Source organism: Tenacibaculum sp. MEBiC06402, assembly GCF_049239625.1.
Classification (GTDB): Bacteria; Bacteroidota; Bacteroidia; order Flavobacteriales; family Flavobacteriaceae; genus Polaribacter.
Genome location: NZ_JBMKKT010000098.1, coordinates 44,367 through 61,404 on the forward strand (window position 1 = coordinate 44,367; position 17,038 = coordinate 61,404).

Consider the following 17,038-nt stretch of genomic DNA (forward strand, 5'->3'; position numbering starts at 1 on the left):
AATTTTGTTTAACAATTAAACTGAATATTTAAACGTTTATTGTTTTTGTATAAAAAAACACCCAAAAAGGGTGCTTTTTAACATTCTGTTAAGAATTAAAGTTTATCTAAAGTTAATTTTTCTTATTCTTAAACTTTCAGGAGTTACCTCTAAATATTCATCATCTTTAATGTATTCCATACATTCCTCTAATGACATATCAATCTTTGGTGCAATTTTTACTCCATCATCTGAACCAGATGCACGAACGTTTGTCAATTTTTTACCTTTAATAAGATTTACACCTAAATCATCTTGTTTAGAGTTTTCACCAACAACCTGTCCTTTATATATTTCTTGGTTTGGATCAATAAAGAATTTACCACGATCCTGTAAACGATCAATTGCATAAGCTGTTGCTTTTCCTGTTTCAGAAGACACTATAGCTCCGTTTACTAAATCAGAAAACTCTCCTTTGTATGCATCATAACCACGTAATCTATGGTTAATAATAGCCTCACCTTGAGTTGCCGTAAGTAATTTATTACGTAAACCAATTAAACCTCTAGATGGAATATCAAATTCTAAATGCTGTAAATCTCCTTTAGGTTCCATAACTAATAAATCTCCTTTACGCATTGTAACTAAATTAATCGCTTTCGAAGCTAATTCTTCAGGAACATCAATAACTAAAGTTTCATAAGGTTCACATTTTACACCATCAACATCTTTTAATATTACTTGCGGACGACCAACTTGTAATTCATATCCTTCTCTTCTCATCGTTTCAATTAAAACCGATAAGTGAAGAATTCCACGACCAAAAACATTGAATTTATCCTCAGTATCCGTATCCTCAATTCTTAAAGCTAAATTCTTTTCAGTTTCCTTGTATAAACGATCACGTAAATGACGAGAAGTTACATATTTTCCTTCTTTACCATAGAACGGAGAATTGTTAATAGTAAATAGCATACTCATAGTAGGCTTATCTACTTCAATTCTATCTAAAGCTTCTGGATTTTCTAAATCTGCAATTGTATCTCCAATTTCAAAATCATCGATACCAGTAACCGCGCAAATATCACCACTTCTCACTTTATCAGTCTCAGCTTTACCCATTCCTTCAAAAACGTGTAATTCTTTAACTCTAACTTTCTTAGTAGTTCCATCAGCTTTACATAGCATGTAATCTTTATTCTTTTCTAAATCTCCACGATAAACTCTACCAATAGCAATTCTTCCTTTAAAAGAAGAATAATCTAAAGATGTAATTTGCATTTGAGGAGATCCTTCTCTATAAGGAGCTTCAGGAATTGTTTCGATAACAGCATCCAATAATGGAACAATACTATCTGTTGGTTCTTGCCAATCTTCACTCATCCATCCATTCTTAGCAGAACCATAAATTGTTCTATACTCTAATTGTTCTTCCGTAGCATCTAAAGCAAACATTAAATCAAATACTTTTTCATGAACTAAATCAGGAGTACAGTTTTCTTTATCCACTTTATTAACAACAACAATAGGTGTTAATCCTAATTCTAATGCCTTACCTAAAACAAAACGAGTTTGCGGCATAGGTCCTTCAAAAGCATCAACCAATAATAATACACCATCGGCCATTTTTAAAACACGCTCTACTTCTCCACCAAAATCGGCGTGACCAGGAGTATCAATTACATTAATTTTTACACCTTTATAATTAACAGATACATTTTTAGACAAGATTGTAATTCCTCTCTCTCTTTCTAAGTCATTATTATCTAATAATAAATCTGTACGCTCTTTACGTTCATCTAATATTTTAGCCTGATCGATAATTTTATCTACCAAAGTAGTTTTACCATGGTCTACGTGCGCAATAATTGCTATATTTCTAATCGGTTGCATAATGCTACATTAATTTGCGGCAAAAGTAGTATTTCACTTTGAATTGCGCTAATAATGAAGGATATATTTATTTCAATGCTATAGAGTTTAAAATATCTTCTTTTTTTAATGATTAAAGTTTGTTGTGAAGTGAAAAAATATGTAGGTTTGATGAAACAATTAACTAAAAATACAAATGGAAATTACAGCTAATAATCCGAATAGAAAATCGTGGTTGAAAGTTGAAGAGAATTCAGATTTCCCAATTCAAAATATACCTTTTGGAGTTTTTTTAACTCGTGATGATATTATAACTATAGGTACTCGTATTGGTGATTACGCCATAGATTTAGGTGCTTTACATCAATTAGGTTATTTTAATGGAATACCTCTAACTGATGATATTTTTCTTCAAGACACATTAAACGACTTCATCGCCGATGGTCGAAAAACATGGCGATTAGTTAGAAATAGAATTGCTGATATTTTTGACGTTAAAAACGGTTCACTAAGAGATCATGCTGAGCATAAAGATAAGGTTATCTTTAGAATGGATGAAGTAGAAATGTTGTTACCAGTTCATGTTGGTGACTATACCGATTTTTATGCAAGTAAAGAGCACGCAACAAATGTTGGAAGTCTTTTCAGAGATCCTAAAAATGCTTTATTACCAAACTGGCTTCATATTCCAATTGGTTACCACGGAAGAAGTTCATCAATAATTCCTTCTGGCACTCCAATTCATAGGCCAATCGGTCAATCAAGACCTACAGAAGAAGGTGGTTCTCCAAATTTTGGACCATCAAAACTACTAGATTTCGAATTAGAAATGGCGTTTATAACTACCGATTCTAATGATTTAGGTGATAGAATATCTGTTGATGAAGCCGAAGATTATATTTTTGGACTTGTGTTATTTAATGATTGGTCTGCAAGAGATATTCAAGCATGGGAATACCAACCTTTAGGTCCGTTTTTAGGAAAAAACTTTGCTTCGACGATATCTCCATGGATTGTAACATTAGATGCTCTAGAGCCATTTAGAGTGGATAACCCTAAGCAAGAACCTAAACCATTGCCTTATTTACAACAGAAAGGAAAACATAGTTTTGACATTAACTTACAGATGGCCATTCAACCAGAGAATGAATCTGAAACAGTTGTTTGTAATTCAAACTTTAAATATATGTACTGGACAATGGCGCAACAATTAGCTCATCATACTGTTAACGGTTGTCCTGTTGATGCAGGAGACATGATGGGAAGTGGTACTATTTCTGGTCCTACTGAAGATAGTTTTGGTTCAATGTTAGAATTAACATGGCGCGGTCAGAACCCTATTAAAATGAATGATGGAACTTTACGCAAATTCATTAATGATAATGATACTGTTATCATGAGAGGTTACTGTCAAAATGATAAAATTAGAATCGGATTTGGTGAATGTTCTGGTAAAGTATTACCTGCAAAACCAATGTAATTTTAATTGTAAGAAATAAAAAATCCATTTCAAGTTTGAAATGGATTTTTTTATTAAAATATTTTCTATTCTTCTGGTGGTGGATGACCATGAATATCTTCATATACTTCATCAAAATTACTTCTTAAATATGAATTAAGCTTCTTTCTGTAATCATCTTGTAACCAATCAATGAAATTATGTGTAGACTTACAAATACATTTTGAATATCTGTGAATTCTATCATCAATATCTCCTCCCAATTGTTTTGCTAGCAATAAAGCATCAAAAACGTCTTCACTATTTTCGACACACATCTTTGCATGGTGCTCAATGGATTTTTCTAAAACTTTCTTTGAACTTTGACCTGACTGGATTGTATCTACATAAACTCTTTTCACATCAAAATATAAGTCTTCGTCCTTTGTGTTAGCAAACTCCTCTCTTACCGCTTCTGGTAATTCATACCTGAAATTACTTTCGATATCCTCATCTGTAAGAAGGTTATCTAAATAAAAATTGGGTGCTCGGAACATTTTTTGCCAATCTAAATCAGCTCCCCATGGTCCAAATCTATGGAAATTATTTCCTAAATCAATAACGTTAAATTCTGATTTACCAGGGATAATACGCGAACCACGACCAATCATCTGATAATACAATGTCAACGATTTAGTTGCTCTATTCAGAATAATTGACTGAACTGATGGTTCATCAAATCCTGTCGTTAATATACTTACTGATGTAATTATTGCATTTGGTGTTTTATTAAACCATTTTAGAATCGCATCACGCTCTTTCTTCGTATTCGTATTATCTAAGTGAGCAATTGGATATCCAGCTCTTTTGAACGTATCATATACATATAAAGATGTATTGATACCATTATTAAAAATTAAAGTTTTAGTACCTTTTGCCCTTTCCTCATAAGCCTGCAACAACTTAGATAGCATGTTAGTATTGGTGTATAAATCTTCAGAAGATTTTACTGTATAATCACCATTTGCACCAACTTCTAAAGATGTTAAACCGACGTTATAAGAATATACATTGGCTTTAGCTAAATATTCATTATTAATTAATGCCGCGATACTTTCTCCAACGATTAATTGATCGTAGTTATCTTTCATTGGCATTTTAATGTTAGAACTTAACGGTGTAGCTGTTACTCCTAATATGAAAGATTTATCAAAAAATTTAAATAATTTAGTGAACGAATTATAGTGGGCCTCATCAATAATAACTAAACCTACATCCGATATATCCAGTATATCATCATTCAATCGATTGTTTAAAGTTTCAACCATTGCCACAAAACAATCATAATCATCTTGATCATCTAAGCTCGCTTTACTATCAATAATTTTATTAACAACTCCAAACTCACCCAACATACGAGCAGTTTGTTTACATAACTCAATTCTATGAGTCATAATAAGTACCTTTTTTTGATAGTGCTTTAAGTATTGACGTGTAATCTCAGAGAAAATAACAGTTTTTCCCCCACCTGTAGGTAACTGATATAATAGATGATAGTTCTCAGGGGCGTTTTCGAAACTTTTAAAAATTTTATATAATGCTTCTTTTTGGTAATCGTATAAACTCTTACCAACTTTATTTTTAGTTTCTGTAGTACTCAAAAGGTGATTTTTTTAAAGTTCAAAAATACAACCTATTTGTATAAACCAAAGGCTTATTTAAGATTTTTTTCCAGATTTATTTGCGTAATATCATAATGTGAAGCGTGTAAAACAGCTATTTTATTATGAATCAATAAAAATTGAGGAGATTGATGCATCACTTGAAATTCATATCCAATTTCATTAGAAATATCTCTATAATTTAAAAGATCTAAATAATACATGTCTATTTTCTCTGAAACGTTATCAGGAAAGTTTTGTTCAAAATTCTTCAAAACAGTCCTACTAATTACACATCTCGTTGAATGCTTAAAGACACCAATAAACTTTTGACTAGATTTTTCCTTAATTTCCTCAAGTTGAGCTAAACTTGTTAACGGAATCCAATTTATTTGTTGTTTAAATTCTTCTTTATCGTTTTTATCTTCTGATTTACCAAAAATATTTCCAAAAATTCCCATTATTCTACTTTTAACTTGTTGTCGAGTACTGCACCAATTCCTTTCGGAAAAGACAAAAAGTCACTTGAAACCAATAATATCAAGACAAAATGACGTATAATATTTATAAATTTCAATTGGTACTGATTTTGTTCAAAAGTATAATAAAAAAATAAAAATGAATTTCAATAATTATACAATAAAATCACAAGAAACTATTCAGCTAGCCCAACAGCTTGCTCAAGAGTTTAGTCATAATCAAATAGAAAATGAACACATTTTAAAAGCTATGTTTCAAGCCGACGAAAATGTGCTTCCTTTTATATTAAAGAAATTGAACATTAATGTAGATTTAGTACAAAATGTACTGGATCAACAATTAAATAGTTTTTCAAAAGTAACGGGAGCGAACATCTTATTATCGCATGAAGCAGGAAAAACTTTAAATGAAGCATCAATCATTGCAAAAAAAATGAATGATGAATACGTTTCTATAGAGCATCTAATATTAGCAATTTTTAAATCGAAAAGTCAAATTGCTCAATTTTTAAAAGACCAAGGAATAACTGAAAAGAATTTAAAAGCAGCAATTGAAGAATTAAGAAAAGGAAATAGAGTAACTTCACAAAGTGCTGAAGAATCTTATAATTCTTTAAATAAATATGCCAAAAACTTAAATCAATTAGCACAAGATGGTAAGCTGGATCCTGTAATTGGTAGAGATGAAGAAATTAGAAGATTACTTCAAATTCTATCACGCAGAACAAAAAACAATCCAATTCTTGTAGGTGAACCTGGCACTGGTAAAACCGCGATTGCTGAAGGTTTGGCTCATAGAATAATTCGTGGTGATGTTCCTGAAAACCTTAAGGATAAACTAATTTTCTCTTTAGATATGGGAGCTCTTATTGCAGGGGCGAAATTTAAAGGAGAGTTTGAGGAACGATTAAAAGCCGTTGTAAAAGAGGTGACATCAGCAGAAGGAGATATAGTTTTATTCATTGATGAAATACACACACTGGTCGGAGCTGGTGGCGGACAAGGAGCAATGGATGCAGCAAATATTTTAAAACCAGCTTTAGCTCGAGGTGAATTAAGAGCAATTGGAGCAACAACTCTAGACGAATATCAAAAATATTTCGAGCAAGACAAAGCTTTAGAACGTCGTTTCCAGAAAGTAACTGTTGATGAGCCAGATACCGAAAGTGCAATCTCAATATTACGTGGAATTAAAGAGAAGTATGAAACACATCATAAAGTTCGTATCAAAGATGAGGCAATTATTGGTGCTGTTGAACTATCGCAACGTTATATTACGAGTAGATTTTTACCAGATAAAGCTATCGATTTAATGGATGAAGCTGCTGCTAAATTAAGAATGGAAATCAATTCTAAACCGGAGGAATTAGATATTCTTGATAGAAAGATTATGCAGCTTGAAATTGAAATTGAAGCAATTAAACGTGAAAATGATGATACAAAGCTAAAATCTTTAAATGCTGATTTAGCGAATTTAAAGGAAGAGAGAAATGAGATAAATGCTAAATGGCAATCGGAAAAAACCGTTGTTGATTCAATTCAGACATTAAAAACTGAAATAGAGAGCTTCAAGATTGAGGCTGAAAAAGCAGAGAGGAATGGTGATTATGGACGAGTTGCAGAGTTACGTTATGGTAAAATTAAAGAACTTCAAGAAGAACTTGAAAAACAACAAAAGTTATTAGCAGAACAACAAGATACAGCTCTCATAAAAGAGGAAGTAACTTATGATAATATTGCTGAAGTTGTTGCTAAGTGGACAGGGATTCCTGTAACTAAAATGTTACAATCTGAGCGTGAAAAATTATTACGATTAGAAGATGAATTACACAAACGGGTTGTAGGTCAAGAAGAAGCAATTGAGGCCGTTTCTGATGCTGTTAGAAGATCTAGAGCAGGATTACAAAATCCAAGCAAACCAATTGGTTCTTTCCTGTTTTTGGGAACTACAGGTGTAGGTAAAACAGAATTAGCAAAAGCTTTAGCGGCATATTTATTTGATGATGAAAATGCCATGACTCGAATTGATATGAGTGAATATCAAGAGCGTCATTCTGTTAGTAGATTAGTTGGTGCACCTCCGGGATATGTTGGTTATGATGAAGGTGGACAATTAACTGAGGCTGTTAGAAGAAAACCTTATTCTGTTGTTTTATTAGATGAAATCGAAAAAGCTCATCCTGATACTTTTAATATTTTATTACAAGTTTTAGATGAAGGAAGGTTAACTGATAATAAAGGTAGAGTTGCTGATTTTAAAAATACTATTGTTATTATGACCTCGAATATGGGAAGTCATATAATTCAAGAGAAGTTTGAAAACCTTAAAACTGATATTGAATCAGCAATGGACTTAGCTAAAGGAGAAGTTTTAACATTACTAAAGCAAAGTGTGCGTCCCGAATTTTTGAATAGAATTGACGATATAATCATGTTTACACCATTAACCAATGAAAACATTAAAGATATTGTAGAAATACAACTAAACAGTGTTAAGAAAATGGTTGCTCAACAGAATATTGTACTAGATGCTACGGAGGAAGCAGTAATTTACTTAGCGAAAAAAGGATTCCAACCTGAATTTGGTGCTCGCCCAGTTAAAAGAGTTATTCAGAAAGAAGTTCTGAATAAATTATCTAAAGAAATATTATCTGGTAAAGTAACCACAGATAGTATAATTCTATTAGACGCTTTTGATGAGGAATTAGTCTTTAGAAATCAATCTGATTTAGTAGGACAAGCATAAAACGATAAACTTTAGAAAAAAACGATGTCTCATTTAGACATCGTTTTCTTTTTAGTACTTTAGTCATAAATCAATAACAATGCAAAAAGTAATTTTAATACTTCTATTTTTTTTAGGAATTCAATCAATTTCGAGTCAAACTGAAACCACTACTTATTATCTATTAAGACATACCGACAAAGTATTAACAAACAAAAAAGATAGAGATCCTGACTTAACAAAAAAAGGATATGCAAGAGCTGAATATTGGGCTAAAGTACTTTCTAATATAAAATTCGATTTAGTTTATAGCACGAATTACAAAAGAACAGTTGAAACTGCCAGACCAACTGCAAAAGCTAATAATTTAAAAATCAAATTTTATGATCCTAGAAAAATGTTTGATGAAGAATTTCAGAAAAAAACTAAAGGTAAAACAGTGCTAGTTGTTGGACATAGTAACACAACTCCGTTCTTTGCTAATAAAATACTTGGGAAAGAGAAGTATTTGGAAATAGACGAAACTAATTACACCAACCTATACATAGTAACCGTTACTAACGAAGCAAAAACGGGCGTCCTTTTACATGTTGATTTTTAATCTTTCGTGTAAAAATTAAAGTCTTTTAAAAGTGTAGCAATAAAATCTAAGTCAGTAGTATTTTTCGGTTTTTTAATATCCGTTACTTCTTCAATTTTTGATCTTAATTTAATCAGCGTATTATAATCTTTCTTTTTCTTAGCTCGAACGTAAGTATCTTTTATAATTCGGACATCATTATCTGAAAGCTTAATTACATTAGGATAAATGGGCTTGTAATCTTCTTTAATGTTTTCTAAAATAGTTTTTGAAAAACTTGCATCATCTTTTAAGGCAACTACAACAGTATTTGCTGCCATATCTCCTACTCTTTGGTTTTTATTGGTAAAAACAATCATAAAGAAACCAATTGTTTTTCCCACTAAGAATATTATGTAAATGAGAAAGAAATAACGGTTGGCATATCCCATTGAATAGAAATAAACAAACAACAACATAAAAAGATTAAAATCAACCATACGAAGAAACCATCGTATAACATAATCGCCAGAAGATGGTTTAAAACCTTCAATATTGATTGCCCTAAGCTTTAAAACTTTTTTACCTAATGTTTGTCCATTCATTAGGATTTCAGAGTACAAAGAATAGAATGTAATTGGTAAAAACATTAAGACATCAATTGCCTTAATTGACCAACGATCACCACCTGTTGCATCCTCTATTAATGAAAAATCAAAAAACTCTATTATAAAATATATGTACGCTAATTTGATAATATTATCAAGTACAAAAGCAAGTAATCTTTGACCAACGTTAGCCATTTCAAAATTAATCTTAACATTTTGTGTTGTATTTATTTGTAGCGTTTTCATACAATTTTTACATTTGTCTTTATGAGAGAGATAGCTTTTATAAAGCAAAATAAAGAAAAATGGCTTGAATTAGATGAAGTAATTTCAAATAATATTGAAAAAACTCCAGATGAAATTGCTGATTTGCATATTAAAATCATGAATGATTTATCGTATGCACAAACCTTTTACCCCAAGAGTAATGTAGTTCCTTATTTAAACAAATTAGCAAAAAAAAGTTACGGAAAAATATATCATACAAAAAAGCAAGAAAAAAACACATTAGTTACTTTCTTTCTAGAAACTGTACCCCTGCTCTCTTATAAATACAGAAAGTACTTTTATGTGTCTTTTATTTTCTTTTTCATTTGTTTTTTTATTGGACTATTATCAACTTTCAATGATGAAAACTTTGCAAGACAAATATTAGGGAACAGTTATATCGACCAAACTTTGGAAAATATTGAAAGTGGTGATGCTTTAGCCATTTATAAAAGTGGGAGTACTTGGGGAAGCTTCATTGGTATCTTCAACAATAATTTACGGGTTGGATTAAATATGTTTTTATCAGGCTTATTTTTAGGAATTGGTTCTGGATATTACATCGTATATAACGGAATTATGGTGGCTGTTTTCCAAGCTTTCTTTTATCAAAACAACAGCTTCTTTGATAGTTTAAAAGGAATTTGGATTCACGGAACGTACGAGATATTTGCCATGGTAATTGAGGCGGCATGTGGTTATATTATTGGTGCTAGTATACTTTTTCCTGGTGCATTAAAACGATTTGAATCCTTTAAAAAAGGGTTACGTGAAGCTTTTTTTATCTTTCTAAGCACAATTCCATTTACGTTTGTTGCAGCGTTTTTAGAGGGATACGTCACAAGATATTATAATCAGGTTCCTACAATTGTTTGCATTCTTATTATAACGCTAAGTTTAGCAAGTATTAGTTATTATTATTTAATTTATCCATTTAAGGTGGCGGCTAAAAATCAGATTAAATAATGAAGCGATTTCTTTTAATACTTATGACTTTTATAGCTTATAGCTCCTTTTCTCAGGACGACTACATTGAGGAAAATGATTCGTCATATGAGTATGTTGAACACGGAACTAATACTGTTGAAGACCGCAGCTTTGATAAAGAACTGAAGTCAAAATACAACGGAGCTGAATTTAAGTACAAAGAGAAGAAAGCTAAAAAGAAAGATGTTAAACCAATCAATAAAGAAACAGAGCAAAGAAGTCTTAATTTTTTTAAAGGTCTAACCACTTTTTTATCTACAGTTTTCCCTTATTTATTAGCTCTAATTGTAGTGCTAATTATTGTAAAAAGTGTTCTTGCTGGCAATACAGATTTTTGGAGATTTAAAAAGCAAAAGATTAAAAAATCGGCAATTGTAAAGGAAGAATCCGAAGAAAATATTGCAGAAACTGATTATGAAAGCCTTCTTAAATTAGCGATTACAAATAATGATTTTAGAAAAGCGACCCGATATTATTATCTGTTACTATTAAAAAGAATGCATGAAAAAGAATTGATTAACTATGATAAAGACAAAACAAATTCGGAGTACGTTTTTGATTTGAAAAAAATAGAGTTAAGAAAACATTTTTCTTACTTGCTGTATATCTATGACTACGTGTGGTATGGTGAATTTGTTGTAAATGAAACTAACTTTTCTACCATAGAAAAGGAATATGAATCTTTCTTAAAAAAAATTTAAACTATGAGAAAGATAAAATTCATATCACTACTACTCTATTCATTAATCGGATTTCTTTTATCTGGTTGTAAAGAGACAAATTGGAGAGAAAATTTTAGAGAACGATCAAAAGAACCTTTTGGAACTTATATTATTCAAAATGAAATAAAAACACTTTTTAAAGATCAAGAAGTTGAAATATTGAATAAACATATTGATGATTATTTCATTGATATATACTATGATTATGAAGCCGAATTTGCAAATTATGTTTGTGTAAAACAAGCCTCTTATAGATTAGGAAAAAATTCTATAAAGAAATTGTTAGATTTTGTTTCTGTAGGTAATGATGTGTTTCTTTCCTTGTATTATTTTAATGATACCTTAGAAGAAACCTTAGGATTTAAAACAACAAATATAGATGATGATGCTTATTCTATAAAAGAATTAAAAACATTAAAGGGAACTATATCTTTAGAAAATAACTCCTTCAAAAAGAGGAATTTTACTTATGATAGAAACCTTCGAAAAAACTTTTTTTCTGAATATAATAAAGAAACTACAACGATTCTGGGAACACAAAATGTGAATGATACCATTCGACCAAATTTCATAAAGATTAAATATGAAAAAGGAAATGTCTTTTTACATACACAACCCATTGTGTTTACTAATTATTTCTTATTGAATGGAAATCACGAATATGTCGAAAATGTATTTAGTTATTTACCAAATAGCACTGTGCTATGGGATCCACAAATTAGGCCAAGTAAGTATCAAGGAAATCAGGAAGACGATACATCGGCTTTAAGCTTTTTCATGGAGCATCCTTCTTTAAAATGGTCATTATATGTTGCCTTTACAGGATTGTTATTATTTATGTTTTTAAACGCAAGAAGAAAACAAAGAGCCATTCCTGAAGTAAAGCAATTAAAAAACTCCACACAAGATTTTACACATACCATTGCAAATCTATACCTAAAAGAAGAAAATCATAAGAATATTGTTTCCAAGAAGATAACCTACTTCTTAGAAAGAATACGAACGAAATATCATTTAGAAACACAAAATTTAAATAGTACTTTTATTGAGAAGCTTGCTGCAAAATCTGGCAATACGGTTCATACAACCAACTATTTAATTAATACAATCATTACGTTGAATAATAAATCTATGTGTACTCAAGACGAGTTAGTTCGGTTGAATACTTTAATAGAAAACTTTTTAGAAAATAAGTAATATGGAAGAAACAAGACAAGAGAACGAAAATTTAGAGTTTGAGAATAGAATTGACCTATCTGAATTACAAGAAAGTGTTTACAATATAAAAACACAGTTAAACAAAGTAATTGTTGGGCAAAAGGAGATGATTGACTTGTTAATTGTTGCGGTTTTCTCTGATGGTCATGCACTAGTTGAAGGAGTTCCTGGAGTTGCCAAAACGATGACTACAAAATTATTGTCAAGAGCTATGGATATAGATTTCAGTAGAATTCAATTTACGCCAGATTTAATGCCTTCTGACATTTTAGGAACTTCTGTATTCAATGTAAAAACCTCTGAATTTGAATTTAAAAAAGGGCCTATTTTCTCTAACATGGTTTTAATTGATGAAATTAACCGTGCACCAGCAAAAACTCAAGCTGCTTTATTCGAGGTAATGGAAGAAAAACAAATTACAATGGATGGTGTTCGTTATAAAATGGAAGCTCCGTTTATCGTGTTAGCTACTCAAAATCCTATAGAACAAGAAGGAACCTATCGTTTACCTGAGGCTCAATTAGACCGTTTTATTTTTAAGGTCAATGTAGCATATCCATCTGCAGAAGAAGAATTAGAGATTATCTCTAGAGAACAAGCTTTAGAAAAAAATACAAAGTTAGATCAGGTAGAAAAAGTAATTACTGGTGAGGAGATTATTAAGTTCAAAAACTTAATCACTCAAATAAAAGTTGAAAAGAACTTATTAGAATACATTGCAAATATTGTCGTGAACACACGTTCTAATTCTTTTTTATTTTTAGGTGCTTCACCGAGAGCTTCCATTTCAATTTTAAAAGCATCGAAAGCATTTGCTGCCATAAACGGACGCGATTTTGTAACTCCTGAAGATATTAAAAACGCTGCAATTCCTGTTTTAGAACATCGTGTAATTGTTACTCCAGAAAGAGAAATGGAAGGTGTAACTAGTAAACAAATTATCGAGCAAATTATCGAGTCTGTTGAGATTCCTAGATAAAACCATCGAATTTATAAAATGAAGAACTTTATAACATCTTTCTTTTTAAACAATCGTTTTTACTTCGCGATTGCAATTATAGCAATGTTATTTGTTATTGGGTTCTTTGTACCATTATTTTTCGGACTGGCTAAAGTTCTTTTATTTGGATTAGTCTTAATAACGCTAATAGACATTTTCATTTTGTTTTCTGTGAAAAATGGAGTTTCGGCAGAACGTATCGTTCCCGAACGTTTATCAAACGGAGATGAGAATAAAATTCAGTTGAGCATTAAAAACAACTATAATATTCGCATCAACACTATTATTTTAGAAGAACTTCCGTATCAACTTCAGAATAGAAATTTTAAACTACACCATAATTTCACTTCCAACCAATCAAAAGATATTACTTACAAAGTTACTCCTTTTGTAAGAGGTGATTATGACTTTGGAAACACAAATGTTTATGTTTCTACTCCACTTCAACTTGCAACAAAAAAATATGTTCTAAGTGAGCAAAAAAATGTAAAATGTTATCCTTCCTTTTTAAAATTAAACGAACTTAACATCAAAGCAATTTCTAATAATTTACACACACAGGGAAGCAAGAAGATTAGGAGAATTGGAAATTCAATGGAGTTTGAACAAATTAAAGAGTATGTAACTGGTGATGATATACGAACCTTAAACTGGAAAGCAACTGCGAAAAGAAGTCAGTTAATGGTGAACCAATATATAGAAGAAAAGTCGCAGCCGATTTATTCTATTATTGACAAAGGAAGACAGATGCAAATGCATTTTGATAATTTGACTTTACTTGATTATGCCATTAATGCAACGTTAGCCGTGAGCAATACTATTTTGCGTAAACAAGACAAAGCCGGAATGTTTTCCTTTTCAAAGAAAATTGACAATATCATTGTTGCTGAACAACGAAATTCTCAAATGAGTTTAATATCAGATGCACTTTACAATATTAAAACTGATTTTGTAGAATCTGATTACAGTTTACTGTACGCTGCCATTAAAAGGAAAATTCCAAGCAGAAGTTTGCTCATTCTCTACACTAACTTCGAAACACTAGATGCATTAAAAAGACAACTTCCTTATTTAAGAGCAATTGCGAAGAATCACTTATTATTAGTTGTTTTCTTTCAAAACACTGAATTAGATAAGATATTTGAGAAAAAGGCCGTTACAGTAGAAAATGTATATGATAAAGTCATTGCAGAAAAGTTTATGTATGAAAAAAAACAAATCGCAAACGAACTAAAAAAATACGGAATACAATCAGTATTAACTAAGCCGAAAAATTTAACAGGTAATACGATTAACAAATACTTAGAATTAAAATCAAGAGGTTTATTTTAATTCAATTTTCAACTTATTATTAACTATTAAAATTGTTCAAACTATGACTAACTTAAAACTTAAATTAAAAAAAATAGACCCAGTAAAAGCTGGAATTATTTATGGAGCTCTTTTAGCTTTAGGAGGATTATTTATTGCTTTTTTCTTCTTTATTTTCGGTGGTATTTTCGGGGCCGCTTCAGGAGAATTAGGAGCATTTGGAATGTTCGCAGGAGGTGGAATTTTAATGTTAATTTTCTTACCAATTTTTTACTTCATTATTGGTTTTATAATTGGAATTCTAGGAACATTTTTATTGAATTTCATATTAGCTAAAACAGATGGATTAATTGTTGATTTTGACAAAGTAAGCGAGTCTGAAGATATTACAATGATTGGAAGAGGAGTTTAAAAACTTGACAAATACAAAATATTACGAATCACCTACATTATTTGTAAGGTGATTTTTTTTGTAAGTTGCAAATGTTAAGTCGACCAACAAAAAAACTAAAAATCACATTTATGAAATCCTTTTTCATACCTATCATTTTCTTAACATTACTATATTCCTGTACTTTAGAGAAAAGTTCGAAAAAATTGTCAACTGGAAGTTATAGAGCTTCTTTACTTATTCAAGACAACAAAGAAATTCCTTTTGTTTTTGATGTTTTAAATGATCAAAAAATCAACATTTACAATGCAGAAGAAGTTATTAAAGTACATGAAATTTCTTATGAAAATGATTCTGTGAAAATTAAATTACCGTTTTTTGAAGGTTACATCACTGCTAAAGTTTCTGAAGAGAATATTAATGGATACTTTGTAAAACCGAGTTTAGATAGAGTTGTACCTTTTGTCGCGAAACCAAATTTACCAAGATTTACAAATTCAACTTCACCTATTAAAAACGTAAGTGGTAACTGGGAAACTGTTTTCAGTCCAAATTCAGAAGAGGATCGTTATATAGCTAAAGGAATGTTTACCCAAACCAACGATCAAGTTACTGGAACTTTTAGAACTACTACCGGTGATTATCGGTATTTAGAAGGAATTATGGACGGTGATTCATTGAAACTATCTACATTTGATGGCGCACATGCTTTTTTGTTCAACGCCAAAGTTACCGACACTACTATGAACGGAATTTTCTATTCAGGAAATCACTGGAAAGAACCGTTTACTGCAACTTTAAACAACAATTACGAACTTCCAAGGGCAGAAACTTTAACTAGTTTAAAAGAAGGATTTAATACAATTCAATTTTCTTTTCCAGATAAAACTGGAAATTTAATTTCATTGAATGATGATCGATTTAAAAACAAAGTCACCATTGTTCAAATTATGGGAACTTGGTGTCCTAACTGTTTAGATGAAAGTAAGTTTTATGCAAATTATTATGATAAAAACAAATCAAAAGATTTAGAATTTGTTGCATTAGCTTTTGAAGTTGCTAAAACTAAAGAAGAAGGTTTTCAATTAATAAATCGTTTGGTAACTCAAACTGGAATTAATTATCCTGTTTTGCTTGCTCAGTATGGATCATCGAGTAAAATAGATGCACAAAAAAAATTACCGATGTTAAACCATGTTCTCTCCTATCCTACTTCTATATTTATTGACAAAAAAGGAAAGGTTAGAAAAATACACACAGGATTTAATGGTCCAGCAACTGGTGAAAAATATGAAGAATTTAAAAAAGAATTTGATGAATTTGCAAACAAATTACTTCAAGAATAAAGCTTAATTGAAAACAGATAAATTAGAATAAAAGTTCCTGTTATCCGGAAATATGAACCTCTAAACAGGTATATTTGTACGGATATAACTAGTTGGCAGCAATATGTAATTTCGAATTATGAAAAATGAAAGTTAAAGTTTTAATATTAATTATCTCCTTATTATCCTCCTGTTCTAATAGATTTGAAAAGGAAAAATATCCGAAGGATTTTTTTAAAGTAATTCAAGAGGGAATCTTAATAGAGAAATCTTATATTTTTTGCTCTGTAGTTCCAGAAGAAGTGAAATATTCATATCGTGACGGAACTTGGATATTCAAAACGGTAGATAACAAAAGAATTGCTCAGGGAAGTTACAATAAAGAAATAGTTACGATTGACAATTATGGCGGATGTTCTTACTCTTACGTAAAAAATACAGTGAATATTAAGGAATGGAAATTCTGGAACGATAAAGGTCAAAGAATTGAGCCAAC

The 17,038-nt window shown here is 30.6% G+C and carries 15 protein-coding genes; 11 read left to right on the forward strand and 4 right to left on the reverse strand.

The features are described 5' to 3' along the window. Nucleotides 1–102: 102 nt before the first annotated feature. Nucleotides 103–1,872 (reverse strand): translational GTPase TypA, encoded by a 1,770-nt coding sequence (typA, locus tag ACOSP6_RS11745; RefSeq protein ID WP_422092653.1) that lies wholly within the window; start codon nucleotides 1,870–1,872, stop codon nucleotides 103–105. A gap of 175 nt (nucleotides 1,873–2,047) precedes the next feature. On the opposite strand from typA, the gene fahA reads away from it, so the two are divergent. Next, nucleotides 2,048–3,331, forward strand: coding sequence for a fumarylacetoacetase (gene fahA / locus ACOSP6_RS11750; protein ID WP_422092654.1), 1,284 nt, complete (start codon nucleotides 2,048–2,050; stop codon nucleotides 3,329–3,331). A gap of 65 nt (nucleotides 3,332–3,396) precedes the next feature. On the opposite strand, the gene ACOSP6_RS11755 is transcribed toward fahA, so the two are convergent. Together ACOSP6_RS11755 and ytxJ are read right to left on the reverse strand one after the other, a co-directional pair. Beyond that, nucleotides 3,397–4,950: a DEAD/DEAH box helicase gene (locus ACOSP6_RS11755; protein WP_422092655.1), complete on the reverse strand. Its 1,554-nt coding sequence runs from the start codon at nucleotides 4,948–4,950 to the stop codon at nucleotides 3,397–3,399. A 53-nt stretch (nucleotides 4,951–5,003) separates the two neighbouring features. Continuing rightward, entirely contained in the window at nucleotides 5,004–5,411 is a 408-nt protein-coding gene (gene ytxJ, locus ACOSP6_RS11760) for a bacillithiol system redox-active protein YtxJ (RefSeq protein WP_422092656.1), read from the reverse strand. Nucleotides 5,412–5,568: 157 nt separating this feature from the next. Here ytxJ and clpB point away from each other — a divergent pair, with 157 nt between their 5' ends. Both clpB and ACOSP6_RS11770 read left to right on the forward strand, forming a co-directional pair. After that, on the forward strand, nucleotides 5,569–8,175 hold the full coding sequence (clpB, locus tag ACOSP6_RS11765) for an ATP-dependent chaperone ClpB (protein WP_422092657.1): 2,607 nt from the start codon (nucleotides 5,569–5,571) through the stop codon (nucleotides 8,173–8,175). Between the two features lie 79 nt (nucleotides 8,176–8,254). After that, complete coding sequence (locus ACOSP6_RS11770) at nucleotides 8,255–8,755, forward strand: SixA phosphatase family protein (RefSeq protein WP_422092658.1); 501 nt, start codon at nucleotides 8,255–8,257, stop codon at nucleotides 8,753–8,755. On the opposite strand, the gene ACOSP6_RS11775 is transcribed toward ACOSP6_RS11770, so the two are convergent. After that, nucleotides 8,752–9,567, reverse strand: a complete 816-nt coding sequence (locus ACOSP6_RS11775) for an RDD family protein (protein ID WP_422092659.1) — start codon at nucleotides 9,565–9,567, stop codon at nucleotides 8,752–8,754. The genes ACOSP6_RS11770 and ACOSP6_RS11775 overlap by 4 nt on opposite strands. Before the next feature lie 21 nt (nucleotides 9,568–9,588). On the opposite strand from ACOSP6_RS11775, the gene ACOSP6_RS11780 reads away from it, so the two are divergent. The 8 genes from ACOSP6_RS11780 to ACOSP6_RS11815 form a co-directional block, all read left to right on the forward strand. Then, on the forward strand, nucleotides 9,589–10,554 hold the full coding sequence (locus tag ACOSP6_RS11780; protein WP_422092660.1) for a stage II sporulation protein M: 966 nt from the start codon (nucleotides 9,589–9,591) through the stop codon (nucleotides 10,552–10,554). Next, entirely contained in the window at nucleotides 10,554–11,276 is a 723-nt protein-coding gene (locus ACOSP6_RS11785) for a hypothetical protein (RefSeq protein WP_422092661.1), read from the forward strand. The genes ACOSP6_RS11780 and ACOSP6_RS11785 overlap by 1 nt, the downstream gene beginning before the upstream one ends. 3 nt (nucleotides 11,277–11,279) lie before the next feature. Further along, complete coding sequence (locus ACOSP6_RS11790; RefSeq protein WP_422092662.1) at nucleotides 11,280–12,494, forward strand: hypothetical protein; 1,215 nt, start codon at nucleotides 11,280–11,282, stop codon at nucleotides 12,492–12,494. A gap of 1 nt (nucleotide 12,495) precedes the next feature. Beyond that, a complete protein-coding gene (locus ACOSP6_RS11795; RefSeq protein ID WP_422092663.1) occupies nucleotides 12,496–13,494 on the forward strand; it encodes an AAA family ATPase in 999 nt (332 codons plus the stop codon). Nucleotides 13,495–13,512: 18 nt separating this feature from the next. Continuing rightward, entirely contained in the window at nucleotides 13,513–14,847 is a 1,335-nt protein-coding gene (locus tag ACOSP6_RS11800) for a DUF58 domain-containing protein (protein ID WP_422092664.1), read from the forward strand. Between the two features lie 43 nt (nucleotides 14,848–14,890). After that, entirely contained in the window at nucleotides 14,891–15,238 is a 348-nt protein-coding gene (locus ACOSP6_RS11805) for a hypothetical protein (protein ID WP_422092665.1), read from the forward strand. Between the two features lie 110 nt (nucleotides 15,239–15,348). Next, the gene (locus ACOSP6_RS11810) at nucleotides 15,349–16,563 is read left to right on the forward strand and encodes a peroxiredoxin family protein (RefSeq protein WP_422092666.1); all 1,215 of its coding nucleotides are present in this window, start codon (nucleotides 15,349–15,351) and stop codon (nucleotides 16,561–16,563) included. A 125-nt stretch (nucleotides 16,564–16,688) separates the two neighbouring features. Then, nucleotides 16,689–17,038 (forward strand): hypothetical protein (locus tag ACOSP6_RS11815; RefSeq protein WP_422095724.1); only part of this gene is annotated, 350 nt, incomplete at its 3' end.